Here is a 17691-nt window from a genome sequence, read left to right on the forward strand (position 1 = left end):
AAAAAATCTTTTGTTTCGTTAACTTTCTTGAGTTATTGTTAAAATATCTCCACGATACTTTACATCGAAAAAACTCTTTATAGATGGGGATTGAAATAGCTTTTGTAATTTAATTATTTTAGGTGAAGATAAATCTTCAGAACGAACGACTACAAGATTTGTGTATTTAGATATAAAGAGATCTTCTAAACAAAGACTATCATTTCTTGGAGACAAATTTGCTGCTATAGCGAAATTTCCAGGAATAACGGCAGCATCAACATCACTAAGAGATCCTACAAGAAGTGGAGCAGAGACTTCTAGTATGTTGACAACCCTGTTTTCTTTTCCATAGACATCCTTAGCTGTCATATTCAAATTCTTAGGTTCCTTGCATACAATAATCCCACAATCTTCTAATAAGCGCAAAGCACGCTCAGCGTTTGTACAATCTACAGGAATAGCTATTGTCAGTTTCTTTTGGTTTTTTAAACTATTTAAACAAGAAAACTTTCTAGAATAAATTGCCTGAGGTTCTAAATGTACTTTAGCAATAACAGCTAACTTGTCTTTGCAAGCATAACGTTCACATTCATCCTCAAGAAAAACTTGGTGTTGAAAGTAATTTGCATCAATTTGTTTATCTAAAAGCAAACGATTCGGAATACGATAGTCATCTACAGGAAGTATCTGTAACCTAATTCCAAGTTCCTTAGCTTCAGCCTGCAAACTATTCAATAACTCGGCATGAGGTGTCGGACTAGCGACAATACGTATTGTATCTCGAGATTCGTGTTTCTCACAAGAGCTCAACAATAGAGCAAAAAATATAAACACAAGCCATTTCTTTTTCATAGAATCCCTCTACATCTTAATATACAGCGCCCCCAAACATCTCCTAGAATACGTATAGACTCAATAAGAGCTAAAGTTATAACAAGTACTGATACTGTAATAGGAAATTCAAAACGGTAATAACCATACTGTAATAATAGTTGCCCTAACCCTCCTCCTCCAACAAATCCTGCAAGAGTCGAACATGAAATGAGATGAATAAAAAGAGACTTAAGAGAAAATACTAGCTGAGGATAACTTTCAGGTAAAAGTATATCAAAAAGAATATTTCTCTTAGGAATTCCTAAAGCAACTGCAGCTTCAAGATAGTTTAGAGCAGAAGTTCGAAAAGCATCAACAACTATGGTGACAACAAAAGGAATCGTTCCAATAGTCAGAGGCACAATAGAAGCCGTAGGACCTAAAGAAGTTCCAATAATCCATCGCGTGATAGGAAACAAAATAACAATGAGAATAGCAAACGGAATAGCCGTAAGAAAACTCAAAATTATTGATAGTATTGCATAAAGGCTTTTCTTGGGATTAAGACTGTTAGGCGAAGTATAAAACATCCCCAAACCTAACATCCCCCCAAAAAGACAAGCAAAGAAAAAAGCAGAGAAAACCATGTAAAACGTGTTAATAGTTTCTTTTAATAAAATTTGAATAAGATCAGATTGCATATACTTTTTTAAAAAAACTCCTGAACAAGAACGCCGAGTTCAATCAAAAACTCCTTCGCTTTTTTACGATTTTCGATTTCTCCTTCTAAAACAACAATTAAAAATCCTATAGGGGTTTTTCTGAATAAACTAATGTTACCTGAAAGAATATTCATTGATACAAGCCCAGTTTGAAGGACCTTATTAATAATCCCTTGTACAGCAAGTTCTTTAGGAAATTTTAATTGCAAAATTTCTTCTCTAGCTTTTGGGGAATAGTATGAATTTAAAGAAACAGTAGCAATATCTTGATGAAACAGTTCATGGGTAATTGGATTGTTAGAAGTCAAAAAGAGTTTTTCTGTAACTCCGAATTCTTCTACCGAACCTTGATGCATTACTAAAACGTGAGAACACATTTTTTTGATTAGATCAATTTCATGAGAAACCAGAACTAAAGTCACCCCCCTATCTTGATTTAACTGCAAAAGCCTTTCAATAATATCTTCAGTAGACTTTGGATCTAAGGCGGAGGTAATCTCATCACAAAGTACAACTTCAGGCTGACAAACAATAGCTCTAGCAATAGCAACTTTTTGCTTTTGGCCACCGCTTAAATTTCCAGGATATGCAGATTTTCTATGGTATAGATCTAAAAAATTAAGAGTATCATATACTTTTTCTTCGATTTCATCTTTAGAAAATCCTGGGTTGTGAATTCGAAGAGGATACGCTATATTTTCAAATACGGTTTTAGAAGAAAACAGACCATAATTTTGAGAAATATAGCCAACTTTTTTAGCAAAATCACAACGAGACAACTTCTTTATTGGTAAAGAATTATCAAATCCAGCTACATTTATAAAGCCAGATGTGGGGAACTCAAGGAAATCTAAACAACGTAAAAGTGTTGTTTTCCCAGAACCGCTATGACCAACTATACCAAAAACTTCTTGAGGATAGACAGAAAAGGATACTTTGGAGAGAATCGCTTGATCTCCGAACTTCTTGCTAATATTTTGAACTGAAATGATAGGAGAATGTTGTTGTGACACAAGTCATATCTCGTACTTGGATTAGAAAATAAAAGTTCTATAAAAACTCCGAATGCCCCAAAAATTAATAATCCAGAAACATTCCTTTAGAAAAGGTAACAACAGCATCCTATATTTCTGCAAGTAGTTTCTTTTACTGCCAAATAAAAATTAAATACTAGAAAATCAATTTCAATCTTCTATAGTTCATTAAACAACTGTTATTTAACTTAATAAAATCCTTGATAAAGTTCCTTGACAAATCCCTAGGTTAACCCCCAAACTAAGCACTGATTAAGCTTAAGGAGATAAACCCTGATGTTGAATATTCATGATATTCTAGGAAATGATGATGAAAACCTATTGTCATATCAATGTAAATATATAACAAAAGATAAGCTTACTCTTCCCTCCCACGACTTTGTAGATAAGGTTTTTGGAGTTTCGGATAGAAATAACCGTGTTCTCAGATCTCTACAAACGATGTTTTCTCATGGAAGACTAGGAAATTCAGGTTATCTATCTATACTTCCTGTAGACCAAGGTATAGAACACTCAGCAGGCGCTTCTTTTGCTATCAATCCGATCTATTTCGACCCTGAAAACATAGTAAAACTTGCAATAGAATCTGGATGTAGTGCAGTTGCTTCGACCTATGGGGTGCTTAGTTTACTTTCTAGAAAATATGCTCATAAGATTCCGTTTATGCTCAAACTAAATCATAATGAATTACTTTCCTACCCAACAAAATATCATCAGATTTTCTTTACTCAAGTAGAGTCTGCATATGCAATGGGCGCCATTGCTGTAGGAGCTACAGTTTATTTTGGTTCAGATACTTCTAATGAAGAAATTGTAGCCGTTTCTAAAGCGTTTGCTAAAGCTCGTTCTCTGGGTCTAGCCACTGTACTTTGGTGCTACTTACGTAACCCAGCTTTTATTACTAACGGTGTAGATTATCATACTGCAGCAGATCTCACAGCACAAGCGGATCACCTAGGTGCTACTTTAGGAGCTGATATTGTTAAACAAAAGCTTCCTACATGCCAAGGAGGGTTTAAAGCTATTAATTTTGGAAAAACCGATGAAAGAGTATACTCTGAACTCTCATCAAACCATCCTATTGATCTCTGCCGTTACCAAGTCCTAAATAGCTACTGCGGCAAAGTAGGTTTAATTAACTCGGGAGGACCTTCTGGAAAAAATGATTTTGCAGAAGCTGCTAAAACAGCAGTCATTAACAAAAGGGCCGGCGGTATGGGCTTAATTTTAGGAAGAAAAGCCTTTCAGAGGCCCTTTTCAGAGGGCGTACAGTTATTAAACCTAGTTCAAGATATTTATTTAGATCCTAATATTACAATAGCTTAACTTTTCAAAGAAGGTCTTTATGCACTCGCACTCAAAACCAACGAAACCGTTGGGAACATTCACTGTAGGTATGCTATCGCTAGCTGTAGTGATTAGTTTGCGTAATCTCCCACTGACAGCAAAACACGGTCTGTCTACCTTGTTCTTTTATGCGCTAGCTGTCACATGTTTTATGATTCCCTATGCTCTGATTTCTGCTGAGCTTGCTTCTTTCAAACCTCAGGGAATTTATATTTGGGCACGTGATGCTCTAGGGAAATGGTGGGGATTCTTTGCTATATGGATGCAATGGTTTCACAATATGACCTGGTATCCTGCTATGTTAGCATTTATAGCTAGTACCATCGTTTATAAAATTAGTCCTGAATTAGCTCATAATAAAGTTTATATTGCCGTAGTAATTCTCTCTGGTTTTTGGATACTTACATTTTTTAATTTTTTAGGCATTACTTCCTCTGCATTATTCAGCTCCATCTGTGTAGTCATAGGAACATTAATTCCAGGTATAATCCTAGTCAGTCTGGCTCTCTTTTGGATTTTTTCTGGTAATCCTATTGCTATTTCTTTTTCCTGGGGAGATATTATTCCTGATTTCAGCAATACATCCTCATTTGTGTTACTTGCTGGAATGTTACTTGCATTATGTGGTCTAGAAGCTAACGCCAATCTTGCCTCTGATATGATAAATCCTAGGAAAAATTACCCAAGAGCAGTCTTTATTGGGGCACTAGCAACATTAACTATTTTAGTTTTAGGCTCTTTATCCATAGCAATTGTTATCCCTAAAGACGAGATTAGTCTAGTCTCCGGATTAGTAAAAACATTTACTTTGTTCTTCGATAAATACAACCTCTCTTGGATGACCGGAATTATCGTGGTGATGACCATTGCAGGATCCTTAGGAGAACTTAATGCCTGGATGTTCGCAGGAACTAAGGGACTTTTTATTTCTACCCAAAACGATTGTCTTCCTAAACTCTTCAAAAAAGTAAATAGAAAAAATGTTCCGACAAACCTAATGTTGTTCCAAGCAATTGTTGTGACAATATTTACACTTCTATTTCTGTGTCTAGATTCGGCAGACCTTGTCTATTGGATTCTAACTGCGTTAAGCATTCAAATGTATCTTGCGATGTATATTTGTTTATTCCTTGCAGGACCAATCTTGCGTATTAAAGAGCCCAAGGCCCAGCGTCTATATTCTGTGCCGGGAAAGCTGTTTGGTATCTGTGTAATGTCTATTCTAGGAATTCTATCCTGTATCTTTGCTCTTTGGGTAAGCTTTTTACCTCCACAAGAGCTTACCCAGATGTCTGCGGGAAGCAAACTAGGATATACTGCGTTCTTACTACTGGCCTTTGGGTTAAATTGTTTTATCCCTTTTGGAATTTATTTTACCCATAAACGCTTATCCAAATTGAATTAATCTATATATATTTTTGGGAAAAGAAATGAAAGAAGCTTTCCTTGCTGCAAGGCAATTTGGAGAGCTTCTGGGTCTAGCTGTGTTCTACTACAAAAAGTATTCACTTCTCCCTGACAAATAAGTCCGGTCTGGAAATATCCCGAATATACCATATAGAAAAACTTTTCCCATAAATCTAGTGGCATCAATAGCTTCAAGTACTTAGCTAGAGATAATACGAAGTCCTCACTCTCTAATAAAGCTTCTAAAACAAGAAAAGGAGTTTCCCTGATCTCTTCTTGGATAACTTTCAATTCTCCTAGACCTTTTTTATAGTTTCCAAAATTCAAAATCTGTCCAACTGATCGTATGCTTAACTGTGGTGGCACAAGTTTCTTCAAAGCTAGTTTACAGGACTCCTTAGTCTTATTGAACACTTCTTGGCTCTCAGGAGTATTTTTTGCATAATCAACATGGTTAATGGACTTCCAACAACTTGGACTTGGTTCTGGATACAGAGAAGTTGATGCTATTGTTTCTAAATTTAAAGAAAAAGGCCCTAGCCACGAGTTCTCCTCTCCCTCCAAAATATAGTTCAATAATGGAGCTAGTATATTTCTTTGTTCTATAAACTGCTTAACCTCCTCAATAGAAAAATGGGGGCAAAATTTTTGAATAATCTCAAATGCCTTTGACCTATCATGACTAGATCGTAAACAAATCGCTGAAATTAAAGTATTGATATTCTGAATTTTGAGAGTCATAAAATCTATCATACTGGGATGTGACTCTGTTTTAAAAACCCGAGTCTCTGGAGAAGCCAAATAGTATTTGATTACCTTGACAAAATTAAGATCCTCCTTGCTAGGGGTGAAAGTCTTATCTAGATGCAAAACACTTTTTATCCAATTACGGTCTAAAGAAAATAGCATTTCTAAAATTTCTTCTCCTGGAGAGTTTAAAACAGATAGTAAACCTTCATAAAGAACAGAAACCGATGAGTTTGCTAAATCTTTATTTGCAAATTTCATAAGAAGAGGCAACATTTTCGGAGGTGTCTTGCTAAATTCTTTAATTTTATTTACGACACCTTCTACAAGTTTTTGAAAATATGTAATTCTTCCCACCCTATCAACACTGGGTCTTCCTTGCTCATTCAAAAAGCTTGATGGGAGAAACATTCTTGGTCTACGGTAATCATTAAGCTCAAAGTTCTTAAGGAGCTTATTGATATCTGTTTCTTCTTCATGTCCCAATAATAAATTCAGTGTCTCTTCTGAGAAAAAAATAGAAGGATTATTTATAGAAAACACTTTTGTCTTTTCTCTAGAAGACTGTTGATGGAATAAGTAGATAACACAAAGAACAGAGCAGATAGATAAAGTGATGAGCATAGCCAATAAAACCGTGCTACCACTAATAAGTGTACAGAAGTAAAGAGAAGCAACTAGTAAGCCTGCTGCTAAGACAGCAAGAAGCAAATAAGCAAGAGGCTTTAAACTATTCTTTAAGGTACAACTATAATTGTTTGAGAGGTTAATACGTGTGGCATCATCTATTGTCGTTATTCGAGAAGACTTTATGCTCATGCTTTAAAAGTATGTTTTAATAAAAGGTCCAGTATTGTTCCAGAAGCTACACCTTTGGTCAAGTCTTGAAGAGAGACTTGTATATGTTTTGCTAAAATTTCCAGCTCTTTTTGAGTAACAATACCAGAACAACATAGAGCCATTATCCAAGGGCGAAGCAATGATTTCCAAACAGAAATCGGCATAGCCTTTTCTAACAAATCTTTTATAAATAATTGATAATACTTGTCTCCGAATAATAGCTCTAATACCATAAAGGGAGTCCCTGTAATCTCTTTGGAATAGAGTTCAAAGAATTCACATAACTTTTGTAGTTTAGAGCGGTGATAAGTTACCGATGCAGCAAAGAGTGCATTTGAAGGGCGTACAAGCGATTTACAATCTCGTAATCGTCGATCTAAACTATCTTTTATATCTAGTAACCAATCCTCTTCTTGAAGATAAGCAAGAATATTTATTCCTGGATTGTCAGAAGCCATATCTTTAGCACTAAAGATTTTAATATCATACTTTAAAAGACAAGCTTGGACCTGATTTTGCAACTCTTGAGTCTGTAAAGATAAGAGGAACTGAACTATGTTTCCTGTTTCTAGATAAACCTTTGCTTCATCAGTAAGGAGGTTAGGATTATATGTAGAGATTTTCTTAATGCACTTTTCTTCTAAAAACCATCCATAACACCAAAGATTAATAAAATTAATAAGCCCTAAATAACGGGCTATTTCATTTTTTTCACTCCCTGAAGAAGACTCGTAAACTAGTAACTTCTTAAATATACCACCTCCAATCTCTGGCTCTGTCAAAAAAAGTAAAACCATCTCGGAGGGAGAGTAGGTCTCTATCACTTTCTCTAGACGTATTAAATAGTTAAAGAATGAGTCCTTAGACCCTCTTCTTAGCATACTGGGAAGAAGAAGCTGTTGGATCGTAGATTTAATTTTGTCTTTCTGGGAAACCCGGGAAAAGTCCTTTATTAACAATTGAACTTCCTTTTTCAAGGACGCTAGTCGTTGTGATATAGACCTAGAATCTACCTTATCATTACGATAAAAGTTACTTTTGATGATCATCCAAGAATCAGAGTCATCTTCCTCAGATATTGCGTCAGATATTGGGGTAGTAGGTCTCGAAGGAGTTCTTTCAATGACTTCAGTAATCCTTTCGGTAGGTCCTCGTTTTTTCAGGAACCCAGGAAAACTTTCATCTTTAGTTAAGTGACCAACACTCTCTCTAGAGAGCTTAATTAAAGTCCCTGCTTTCTTATAAAGACAAAAGATAAGAACAGTAGATATTAAACAGCCTACTGAGGCTCCCAATCCCCAAACAGCCAAACCCATAGGAGCTACTATTAGATGACAACCTACCAGAACCGCAACGATAACCGTTAAGACAAGTAGCGCGGTGGCAAAGACTGCAAGAATCTTGAGAGCCAAAGAAACGTACCGCTTATCATGCCTAATAACTAAACATGTAGCTTCTGTTGGCTCGCTATTTAGAATGGAAGCAGAAAATGAAGTAGACAATTTAAAATAATAATTAGTTAATTTACATAATTATAAGAAAATTAACTAAAAAAAAGAAAGTTTATACTTCCTGCTATTAGGAAGAAAATTATCATTGACATAATATCATTTAAAGCAGTAACAATTGGCCCAGAAGCTAAAGCAGGATCAACTCCTAATTTAGCGAAGAAAAACGGAGATAAAACCCCCAAAGTCGTAGCAGTAAGGGAGGCTCCTAAAACCCCAGTAGCTACAGTAACCCCTAGTTGAATTCCTCCTCCAGAAAAAATATTTAACCCTAGAAATCCCATTAAATAGACAACAAGACCACATAGAATCCCTAAAACAACTCCTGTAAGTAATCCTATACTCATCTCTTTAAAAATAGTCTCACGACGACGTCCAAAAGAAAGAGTTCCTGTAGCCATGCTACGCACTAAAATCGTGCTACACTGAACGCCTACGTTTCCTGACATTCCATTAATCAAAGGAATAAAAAATATAATTATTGCCAAAAGGGCGGGAGAAATTTTTTGAAAATATGCCATCACAGAGGCACTAATCAAACCAGCGAAAAGAGTTACTAAAAGCCAAGGAGCTCTAAGTAAAAATCTTTGTACAACATGGCAAGTTTGGTACCCTACATCTTCAGTAGTCCCTGCCATCCTAGCTATAGTTTCATCGGCAATATCTTCAATAGCTTCAACAACGTCTTCATAGGTAATAGCTCCTATCAAGAAGTTTTCCTCGTCAACGACAGGAAGGGCTGCAATTTTATACCTTTCTACAAGATCAACCACTTCTTCACGTGTAGCATCTGGCAGTACCTTATGTTCAACTTGATTCATAATCTGTTTCAAAGACATCTCAGGAGGATTGATAATCAAACTTCTATCAGTAACAACCCCTTGCAACTCACCTTTAAAATCCAAAACAAATACTAAACGGGTTAAATCAATCCCAGGATTACTTCGAATGCAAGCAGAAACATCTTTTACTGTGGTTTCCATCAAAAAGGCAAAAAACTCATTAGTCATAAGCCTTCCTGCAGTATTTCTTCCGTGCTTCTGGAGATCACGAATTTTTAATGCTTTTTTAGAATCTATAAGCTCGAGGATTCTGCGATACCTACGATCGGGAATATCATCTAACACCCATACAGCTTCGTCTGGAGGCATCTGTTCAATCAAAGCACAGACCTCAGTATCAGATAGCCTACGAAAAATTGCCCACCGTGAGGCAGAGTCAGTATTAATAATAAAGGCGACTTTAGCAGTAATACAGGACAGATTCTTATACAGAATAGCACGTGATTCAGAAGGAAGACAGGAAACAGCGTAAGCAAGATCTATAGGATTATACTCAATCACAATTTTAGAAAGATCATGAGAATGTATATCTGTTGAAAGACAGGTAAATGCTTTTTCTAATTTAAAGCTTAGCTCATCATCTAAATGACTCGTTTTAGAATCCATTAAATTTCCAGAACTAAAAGCTGTATCTATTTTTTCTTCGTTTCGATTTTGCTCGCCAACCATAACCTCTCCCTTTGATTCTCTACAACTTCACGAAACGTATGTATTTCCCTAAGGTTAGCTAAATAAGGATCATTTAACCACTTGGCTTCTGTAATGCGGACACCATATTGAGCTGAACGAATTACCATTCCCCATGCCTTCTCTATATCTTTTGTGATTGCATAGAATTTTCCTAGAGTATAATAAGCTTCTGAACAACCCAAAGAAATAGCCTTCTCTAAACATGTCCTAGTAAGCTTACTTAGATATATATTCTTATTTTTCCAAAACAGAAATAAGTATACTTTTCCTAATAAAAGTAAAAATTTTTCATCTTCAGGATGCGCTTCAATTAAAGGTTCTAAAATAGCCAGCGCTTCTTCAACAAAAGCTGTATCTTCTAATAACTTTCCTTTTCCTAACAAAACAGCAGCAAGAAGCAACTTAACTCTAGGTGAAGATAACGTAACATAGTCTTTCGTTAATAGCCTGTATGCCTCATTATAATGAAATAAATTGTCTTGCATATCAGCAAGTAAATAATGCGAATGTCCCCAAAGTTCTAAAATTTCAACTCGACCACTTAAATCCCATGCTTTTTGATAATATAAGAGCGACTCGAGTAAAAAAATCTCTTTGTAAGCCTCATCACTTGTAACCTCTGCAAGGCATTTTAACGCTAATCCACGATCACTCCAAAATAAAAAAGCTTCAGGACGCAAAGAACATAGCCTACTTGCCACATCGACAGCCTTTCGTAATAATCTAGCATTTTTCTTCTTGACCCCCCAAGAAAAATAAGCATCAAATAATTTTTGCCACATTCCTGTCGCATCAAAATCCCACTCTAAGCAAGACTGAAAGCAAGAAATAGCTGAGGCAAAATGTGAATCCTCATTAAAATAAAGAGCTGAGCATAGCTGAACAACACCAAGAGCATGAACTAGTGCACTATTCCCAGGAAAAGCTCTCATAGCAGAAATAAGCCGTAATCGACTCTCTTTAAATAAATTCGGCTCCTCTAAATACAATCCTAAAATAGCAATCCCTGAGGCTAATAAACCTGAAAGCCCAATGGGATCACTAGTGTTTTTTTGTAAAGAAGCAAGCTTCTCCAAACCTGCTTCAACATACTTCATATTACTATTTAACCATCCAGAACGAATCAAAAGTTCTCCCCAAACCATCCATAATTCTGGAAGATTTGGAAACGCTTGCACAGTTTGGTACAAAATATGGATCGCTTGGTCAAAATGCTCTTTTTTATAAGTCAAATCAAATAACTTCACAGAAGCAAGAGCATAACTATAACGATAATTTTGATAAGCTACAGTATCGTTCTCTCTACTAAAACTTAAAAAAATGGCCTTAGAAAAATGCTCTAATCCCCTTTCTATATAGGAAGACTTTCCCTCTCTAGTCCCTAAAACTACCATGCTCTTAGCATAATCAGAATGAATATGGGGATTATTAGGAGATAAATCTAAAGCCAAGGATAGACATTGCATACCATAAATCAAATCGCTTAATTCTAGGTGTCTATGATACAGCTCTATAAAAGCACGGCCCACGGTCTGATAAACTAAAGCACTTGCAATCAAAGAAACCTCTTCTTGTTTACCTCCTAGACGTAGGTGTTCCCATCCCAAACGATTTTTTAGCTGAGGATGCATATGCAAAAGCTGTTCTATCAAACGAAAATTCTCTATAGCTTCCGAAAGAAATTTGATATCTTGAGTTTGAGAATAGATTTCAAAATTGATGCAAATTCTTGCAGAACACAAGGACAGTCTGTCAGAAGCACTAATCCCTAGTTTTTCAAAAAGAAAATCTATATAAGTCAAAACGTCAATGAAAATTCCCATGCTTTTATGTTTCAAGCCATAGGAAACTCCATAAAAAATCACTTTTTTCAAAACTACAGGATGATGATATGTCATCATTAATATAGACCGAGACAAAGATAGATAACCCTCACTCGGTTCACTCTGGTAGGCTAATAGCTCTATTTCAGAGATAAGAAAATCAACCACGTCCTCAGAACAATAGAACTCGCCCTGCAAGCCTAATTTATTTACAACTCTTTTAGAGGAAATAAAAGGTAGTGGTGATCTAATCATACACCGTCTTTAATTATCGTAATTGAATTATCTTGAAATTTGTATTAAGAAGTTTTTTTACTTCTCAACAAAAATCTGTTTTTTTAAAGAACTTCGAGAAATTTTACTCAATTTTTGCAAAAATAAGAATATCTATTCTTATTGAAAAGCATACCATCTTTTGACAACTTCAAAACTGAGGCCATTCTACCGTATTTCATTTTTTCAATTAAAAAGATTTTTACCTGTTTAAAAAAGGCTTTTTACCTAGTTTAAGAAAAAGTCTACCACACGAAAAGATCATTTCCCATAAATAAAACACAAAATTAGCTCAACCATCATCTAATCTAAAATAATAAATTCTATTTAGAGCTCACAAAAAATTAATAGATTTATGGCAGATTTTATTATTTTTGAAAATAAAACCTTAAGATTCGCTATTGCATGACAAATTAGGAATTACGCCTACATCAGGGTATCTAAAAACTCTTTTAGAAGTTCGCCTCTCAGGAATCTGGAATGAAGTATGAGCCCCAAAAACAATGTCTCCTTTCTCAAAAAAAAAGATAGCTATTGGCTGACAACAAACCAATAAATAAAAACCTTGTTGTCCTAAACCTTGACGGTCGCCTCCCCCTTCAAATCGAAATAAAGAGTGCATGCCTTGCATAGATATAGATCGAGAAAGAATAATGTCATCATTCCAATCCCTTTCTATATTACCCATCATGACACGCCCTGCAAGAGGATCTAGAAAGCCATAAAAAGCTCCTATCACAGTAGCAACTGCATAAAAAGGAGCTTTCAAAAAAGCAACAAGAGACCGAGACATCTCTCGGACAATGTCACGACAAATAAATTTGTTCTCTTTAGAAAGATGCTTACAACAAAAATACTCGTAAATCATCCGAAAAATAATATAGAAGGGAACTACTAAAAAACGTATTAAATTATAAACCATCCTAAACAAAGCTACGAAGGGGATTGCAGCAGGAATCGCCAATCCAAGTGGTATGCGATTTTCGAGCGGAGGATATATATAAACAGGAGCTATTCCCGAACCCTGCTCACTAAGCGTTGACATATCTAAATATGTCATTAGATTGATATGCGTTTGATCCGAGCTTTTCGATATTGATCCACATGTGATAGGAACCCAATAACGTCTACTAAACAGTGAAATACGAGTTCCCGAAAATACATCTATTTTCTTCCCTAAACGATGAAGAACATACATACCACCAGTAAGTAAAATCATTGGAACAAGAAGTGCCGCGGCAATCAAAGGCCACCCTATCGTTAGAAGCCCCCCTTGTACAGACACTACCATTATACTAAATCCAACTAAAACTACCAATACTGCAAGGACAATCAAAGTTAATCTTATAGAAAGATTGACACTGTACTTGTTTACTTTACAAATCGGTGATGACAAAGCACCGGGTGTACATGCTCGATTAGATAAAGAATGATAATTGGCAACCCATTGTTGTCTTAGAGAACAGCTTTCAAGACTAATTGGGTTTAGTTTTGCATTCGCAGCCGGAAGATTAAAACAAGACATAGTTACATTTTAAAAAATCTTTTGCATTTAAACCAAAAGAAAAAAAAATCGTGGATTGTTATACTTGCCTATCCATCAAATTTTTACTCGATTTATGAAAAAACAACGCTCTTATTATACCAAAAATAATCTTTTGCTAATTCTTTCTATATTCGTCGGACTTGGTTTAGGAAACTTACAACTGCCCTGGATTTTTCGTTCTGCTGAGTGCATAGCCAACACTTTTTTGAAGTTCCTACGTTTACTCAGCATCCCCTTAGTATTCTGTGCTCTTGGTTCAACGATTACTTCTATACAAAACTTCAGCACCATGATAACTCTTGGGAAAAGAATTTTGTATTATACACTACTGACTACATTAATCGCTGCTTCTATCGGACTTGGTCTTTTCTTTTTAATCCGTCCCCATATAATCTCACAAGAGACTCTATCTTCAAGTACGCATTGTAATCCTTTAGGATATTTAGATGTTCTGGCTGATACGATTCCAGAAAATATTTTGAAGCCCTTTATTACAGGAAATGTAATCTCAACTGCCTGTTTAGCATGCCTATTAGCAACTGCAAGCCTATTCCTGAAAGAAAAAGAAAAAATCTTTGTTCAACAATTTTTTAATTCATTTTTTTCTATCTTTCTAAATCTTGCTAGAGGTGGCCTAAAACTTCTCCCTATAGCTATGCTTGGGTTCTCCGTTTTACTGTTTAAAGAGTTTAAGGATCAAGGAAACCTGCCTATTTTTAGTAAATATCTACTTTGTGTAGTGGGGGCGAACCTTGCACAAGGTTTTATCGTTCTCCCTGTACTACTTAAAATAAATCAAGTTTCCCCTTTAAAAACAGCGAAAGCAATGTCTCCTGCACTGGTTACAGCATTCTTTTCAAAATCATCGGCAGCAACTTTACCTCTGACTATGGAGCTTGCGGAAGATGAATTGAAAATAAATACGAGTCTTTCTCGATTTAGTTTTCCCTTATGTTCAGTAATTAATATGAATGGGTGCGCAGCTTTTATTTTAATTACCGTATTTTTTGTTGCCACTTCAAATGGAATGGTCATCTCACCATTGATGTCTTTAGGATGGATTTGTATTGCTACACTTGCAGCTATAGGGAATGCAGGTGTTCCCATGGGATGTTACTTCCTTACTCTCTCCCTCCTTACATCTATGAATGTTCCTTTATCTATATTGGGTCTTATTTTACCCTTTTATACTGTCTTAGACATGATAGAAACTTCTCTAAATGTCTGGTCTGATTGTTGCGTAGTCAGTTTAGCAAACAAACAACTCTCAAAAACACTTTCACCATAGGAGTAGTTAGAGCATGAATAAAAAACACGCCAGTTTTTCCTCTCGATTAGGATTTATATTTTCTATGATAGGAATTGCCGTTGGAGCAGGGAATATTTGGCGTTTCCCAAGAGTTGCTGCCCAAAACGGAGATGGTGCATTTCTTATTCTTTGGTTAGGTTTTTTATTTTTATGGTCAATCCCTCTGATTATTATCGAACTTTCTATCGGAAAACTAACCCAAAATGCCCCTATAGGAGCTTTAATTAAAACCGCTGGGAAAAAGTTTGCTTGGGCAGGGGGATTCATTACTCTCGTTACCACGTGTATACTTGCCTACTACTCCACAATTGTAGGTTGGGGGTTAAGTTACTTTTATTATGCAATTTCAGGAAAAATTCACGTAGGGAATGACTTTGCTCAGTTGTGGTCATCACACTATCAAAGTTCTATTCCCCTATGGGCGCACCTTATTTCTTTAGGTTTAGCCTATCTTGTAATTCGTAAAGGAATTGTTCACGGTATTGAAAAATGCAATAAAATCCTTATTCCTGCGTTCTTTCTATGCACTATTACTCTGCTTTTGCGAGGAGTCACTCTTCCAGGAGCCTTTCAAGGAATCAAACAACTCTTTACTTGTGACAAAAGTTCTTTTGCTAATTATAAAGTATGGATAGAAGCTCTCACTCAAAACGCTTGGGACACAGGTGCAGGATGGGGGCTGTTACTGGTTTATGCAGGGTTTGCCTCAAAGAAAACTGGCGTCGTCGCTAATGGGGCGCTAACCGCTGTATGTAATAATCTAGTTTCTTTAATGATGGGAATTATTATTTTTTCAACATGTGCTTCCCTTGATATTTTAGGAACAGCACAATTACAAGATGGAATAGGAGCTTCAAGTATAGGTGTCACCTTTATTTACCTGCCCGAGTTGTTCACTCGTCTTCCTGGAGGAGATTACTTAACAATACTATTCAGCTCTATTTTCTTCCTTGCATTTTCAATGGCTGCTCTTTCTTCCATGATTTCTATGCTCTTTCTTCTTTCACAAACATTATCAGAATTTGGATTAAAGCCCTATATTTCGGAGACCTTAGCAACAACTATAGCTTTTGTCCTAGGTATTCCCTCAGCATTCAGTCTAAAATTTTTTATGAACCAAGATACGGTTTGGGGAATTGCACTCATTGTAAATGGTCTGATCTTCATTTATGCTGCCGCAACCTATGGACTCCCTAAACTACGAAAGGAAGTTATTAATGCAGTTCCTGGGGATCTAATCCTAAATCGAGCTTTTGATTACACAGTAAAATATTTACTTCCAATCGAGGGAGTTCTTCTTTTAGGATGGTATTTTTACGAAGGACTCTTTCCTAAAGATGGTCAGTGGTGGAACCCTTTTTCTCTTTATAGTCTAGGAAGTTTGGTATTGCAATGGTTTTTGGCGTTTATCATTTTATGGAAATTTAATAAAAAACTATATTTAAGGTTTTTCTACTACAACCATGATAGGACGTCCTAACCTCCTTTAGAAATAAAAATTATTTAAATATTGAAAATAACACACATCCTAACCTAACATACCTTGCATAAATTTGTTTTTCTTGAGGGAAATATATGTCCACACCTAACATCTATCAGCTATCAGAACAAGTGGCCCTAATCAATAACGATGTAGGAATACTAAGGACAATGCTACAAGAACAAGAAACATTGAATGAATCTACAAAACAAGCTCTTGATCTTTCAAATACACTAGCTGCTCACCTATTAGCGAGGGGGGGAGGCGGATTAAACCCAGAGGAATTAGATAAAATCAAGTTAGCGGCTGGAATAGTTTTATCTAAAGCAGATGCAGAGAAAAAGTCCGGTACTTCTTTTCCAATTTCTGCTAAATCACCCTGCATCTTCAAAAAAATATTGGCAACCGTACTTACAGTAATTGCTATAATTGCAATTGCAATCCTTATAGCCTGCATCATTGCTGTTTGCGGAGGATTCCCTGCATTAATAACACTATTGAATCTATATACTATAGGTGCTTGTATGGCTTTACCAATTATAGGATCTGTAGCAACTGCTACTATTTGCTTGAGCTTATTTGGAGCTAGATCTTTACTTCAACCAACTTTGATTACCTGTGGAAAACAATAGCAACTTAAAAACTCAAAAAGACTAGTGATTTTTATGACAATGACCTCCTCTACAGCCCTTCTTTCTCCAGAAAACTGTTCTGCTTTCCCCCTAGAAGGGTTGGGAGAAGAATCTTCTTCCGCATTGCACGCACAAATGTTGGATTTGTCTAGTCGAGTTCAAGTATTGCAGGACTGCGTCAATCAACACCGCATTCCAACAACAGCTCCAATTTCAGCCACTATCCCTCTTACAATTGTAGCGGGTGCTCCTGGAGGTAGTGGAGTACATATTCCTACATCACAAGCTTCAAGAACTGAGTCAACAGCCGTACTCCCTAGCGAAATAGCGCAATTAGGAACCGAAGTGGCCTCTATAAGAACCGAAATAGCATTGATACGAATTACTCTACAACAAAGTAGAAGAGGAATGGGTATGGGTGCTATGGTTATGACAGCATTGTTACTAACAATTTCCTTACTTGCTATCGCTATCATTATATTAGCTGCCCTTGGATTTACTGGAATACTTCCACCAGTAGCTGCGTTGCTACAAGGTACGACAAATCTAGTTTGGGCTATGGTCAGCGGTTCTATTGTTTTCTTTATTTCAATAATTGGGGCTCTAGCAGTAATTCTAACAAGCAGGAATACAACTATTCGTGCAACTTAAAACAAGAAATTGAACTAGGATAGATAATAGTAGTTTGCCTCATAC

Annotated in this window: 14 protein-coding genes; 6 read left to right on the forward strand and 8 right to left on the reverse strand. The window is 36.1% G+C overall.

The genetic code is table 11. The features are described from left to right. Positions 1-18: 18 nt before the first annotated feature. Genes C834KP_RS01235 through C834KP_RS01245 form a run of 3 tightly spaced genes read right to left on the reverse strand, consistent with a single transcriptional unit; the run spans position 19 to position 2530 of the window. Entirely contained in the window at positions 19-834 is an 816-nt protein-coding gene (locus C834KP_RS01235) for a MetQ/NlpA family ABC transporter substrate-binding protein (RefSeq protein WP_108896392.1), read from the reverse strand. Continuing rightward, the gene (locus C834KP_RS01240; protein ID WP_108896393.1) at positions 831-1496 is read right to left on the reverse strand and encodes a methionine ABC transporter permease; all 666 of its coding nucleotides are present in this window, start codon (positions 1494-1496) and stop codon (positions 831-833) included. Before C834KP_RS01240 ends, C834KP_RS01235 begins: the two co-directional genes overlap by 4 nt. Before the next feature lie 8 nt (positions 1497-1504). Further along, positions 1505-2530, reverse strand: a complete 1026-nt coding sequence (locus C834KP_RS01245; RefSeq protein WP_108896394.1) for a methionine ABC transporter ATP-binding protein — start codon at positions 2528-2530, stop codon at positions 1505-1507. Between the two features lie 297 nt (positions 2531-2827). Here C834KP_RS01245 and C834KP_RS01250 point away from each other — a divergent pair, with 297 nt between their 5' ends. Further along, positions 2828-3877 carry a class I fructose-bisphosphate aldolase gene (locus C834KP_RS01250; protein ID WP_108896395.1) on the forward strand — a complete coding sequence of 350 codons (1050 nt, stop codon included), beginning with the start codon at positions 2828-2830 and terminating at the stop codon, positions 3875-3877. A gap of 19 nt (positions 3878-3896) precedes the next feature. Next, entirely contained in the window at positions 3897-5303 is a 1407-nt protein-coding gene (locus tag C834KP_RS01255) for an amino acid permease (protein WP_108896396.1), read from the forward strand. On the opposite strand, the gene C834KP_RS01260 is transcribed toward C834KP_RS01255, so the two are convergent. From C834KP_RS01260 to C834KP_RS01285, 5 genes are all read right to left on the reverse strand, one after another. Next, positions 5300-6871 (reverse strand): hypothetical protein, encoded by a 1572-nt coding sequence (locus C834KP_RS01260; protein WP_231911697.1) that lies wholly within the window; start codon positions 6869-6871, stop codon positions 5300-5302. The two genes, C834KP_RS01255 and C834KP_RS01260, sit on opposite strands and share 4 nt — an antisense overlap. After that, positions 6868-8394, reverse strand: a complete 1527-nt coding sequence (locus tag C834KP_RS01270) for a CT214 family putative inclusion membrane protein (protein WP_108896397.1) — start codon at positions 8392-8394, stop codon at positions 6868-6870. The genes C834KP_RS01260 and C834KP_RS01270 overlap by 4 nt, the downstream gene beginning before the upstream one ends. A gap of 41 nt (positions 8395-8435) precedes the next feature. Then, entirely contained in the window at positions 8436-9848 is a 1413-nt protein-coding gene (gene mgtE, locus C834KP_RS01275) for a magnesium transporter (RefSeq protein ID WP_108897122.1), read from the reverse strand. Positions 9849-9874: 26 nt separating this feature from the next. Further along, a complete protein-coding gene (locus tag C834KP_RS01280; protein ID WP_108896398.1) occupies positions 9875-12010 on the reverse strand; it encodes a tetratricopeptide repeat protein in 2136 nt (711 codons plus the stop codon). 406 nt (positions 12011-12416) lie between these two features. Then, positions 12417-13553, reverse strand: coding sequence for a hypothetical protein (locus C834KP_RS01285; protein ID WP_108896399.1), 1137 nt, complete (start codon positions 13551-13553; stop codon positions 12417-12419). A 94-nt stretch (positions 13554-13647) separates the two neighbouring features. Between C834KP_RS01285 and C834KP_RS01290 the strand changes: the two genes are divergently transcribed. The 4 genes from C834KP_RS01290 to C834KP_RS01305 all read left to right on the forward strand — a co-directional run bounded on the left by C834KP_RS01290 (position 13648) and on the right by C834KP_RS01305 (position 17646). Continuing rightward, positions 13648-14862: a dicarboxylate/amino acid:cation symporter gene (locus C834KP_RS01290; protein WP_108897123.1), complete on the forward strand. Its 1215-nt coding sequence runs from the start codon at positions 13648-13650 to the stop codon at positions 14860-14862. Between the two features lie 13 nt (positions 14863-14875). Continuing rightward, positions 14876-16363, forward strand: coding sequence for a sodium-dependent transporter (locus tag C834KP_RS01295; protein ID WP_108896400.1), 1488 nt, complete (start codon positions 14876-14878; stop codon positions 16361-16363). Between the two features lie 95 nt (positions 16364-16458). Further along, positions 16459-16995 (forward strand): inclusion membrane protein IncB, encoded by a 537-nt coding sequence (gene incB, locus C834KP_RS01300; RefSeq protein ID WP_108896401.1) that lies wholly within the window; start codon positions 16459-16461, stop codon positions 16993-16995. Positions 16996-17028: 33 nt separating this feature from the next. Next, positions 17029-17646, forward strand: coding sequence for a hypothetical protein (locus C834KP_RS01305; protein WP_108896402.1), 618 nt, complete (start codon positions 17029-17031; stop codon positions 17644-17646). The last annotated feature ends 45 nt before the right edge of the window (positions 17647-17691 follow it).

Origin of the sequence: Chlamydia serpentis, assembly GCF_900239945.1 — a bacterium.
Taxonomy (GTDB): Bacteria; Chlamydiota; Chlamydiia; order Chlamydiales; family Chlamydiaceae; genus Chlamydia; species Chlamydia serpentis.

What these genes read in the sequence shown, in the direction of transcription:
- C834KP_RS01235 (WP_108896392.1), bottom strand. Translation starts at nt 834, where the DNA reads ATGAAAAAGAAATGGCTTGTGTTTATATTTTTTGCTCTATTGTTGAGC.
- C834KP_RS01240 (WP_108896393.1), bottom strand. Translation starts at nt 1,496, where the DNA reads ATGCAATCTGATCTTATTCAAATTTTATTAAAAGAAACTATTAACACG.
- C834KP_RS01250 (WP_108896395.1), top strand. Translation starts at nt 2,828, where the DNA reads ATGTTGAATATTCATGATATTCTAGGAAATGATGATGAAAACCTATTG.
- C834KP_RS01255 (WP_108896396.1), top strand. Translation starts at nt 3,897, where the DNA reads ATGCACTCGCACTCAAAACCAACGAAACCGTTGGGAACATTCACTGTA.
- C834KP_RS01260 (WP_231911697.1), bottom strand. Translation starts at nt 6,871, where the DNA reads ATGAGCATAAAGTCTTCTCGAATAACGACAATAGATGATGCCACACGT.
- mgtE (WP_108897122.1), bottom strand. Translation starts at nt 9,848, where the DNA reads ATGGATTCTAAAACGAGTCATTTAGATGATGAGCTAAGCTTTAAATTA.
- C834KP_RS01280 (WP_108896398.1), bottom strand. Translation starts at nt 12,010, where the DNA reads ATGATTAGATCACCACTACCTTTTATTTCCTCTAAAAGAGTTGTAAAT.
- C834KP_RS01285 (WP_108896399.1), bottom strand. Translation starts at nt 13,553, where the DNA reads ATGTCTTGTTTTAATCTTCCGGCTGCGAATGCAAAACTAAACCCAATT.
- C834KP_RS01290 (WP_108897123.1), top strand. Translation starts at nt 13,648, where the DNA reads ATGAAAAAACAACGCTCTTATTATACCAAAAATAATCTTTTGCTAATT.
- C834KP_RS01295 (WP_108896400.1), top strand. Translation starts at nt 14,876, where the DNA reads ATGAATAAAAAACACGCCAGTTTTTCCTCTCGATTAGGATTTATATTT.
- incB (WP_108896401.1), top strand. Translation starts at nt 16,459, where the DNA reads ATGTCCACACCTAACATCTATCAGCTATCAGAACAAGTGGCCCTAATC.
- C834KP_RS01305 (WP_108896402.1), top strand. Translation starts at nt 17,029, where the DNA reads ATGACAATGACCTCCTCTACAGCCCTTCTTTCTCCAGAAAACTGTTCT.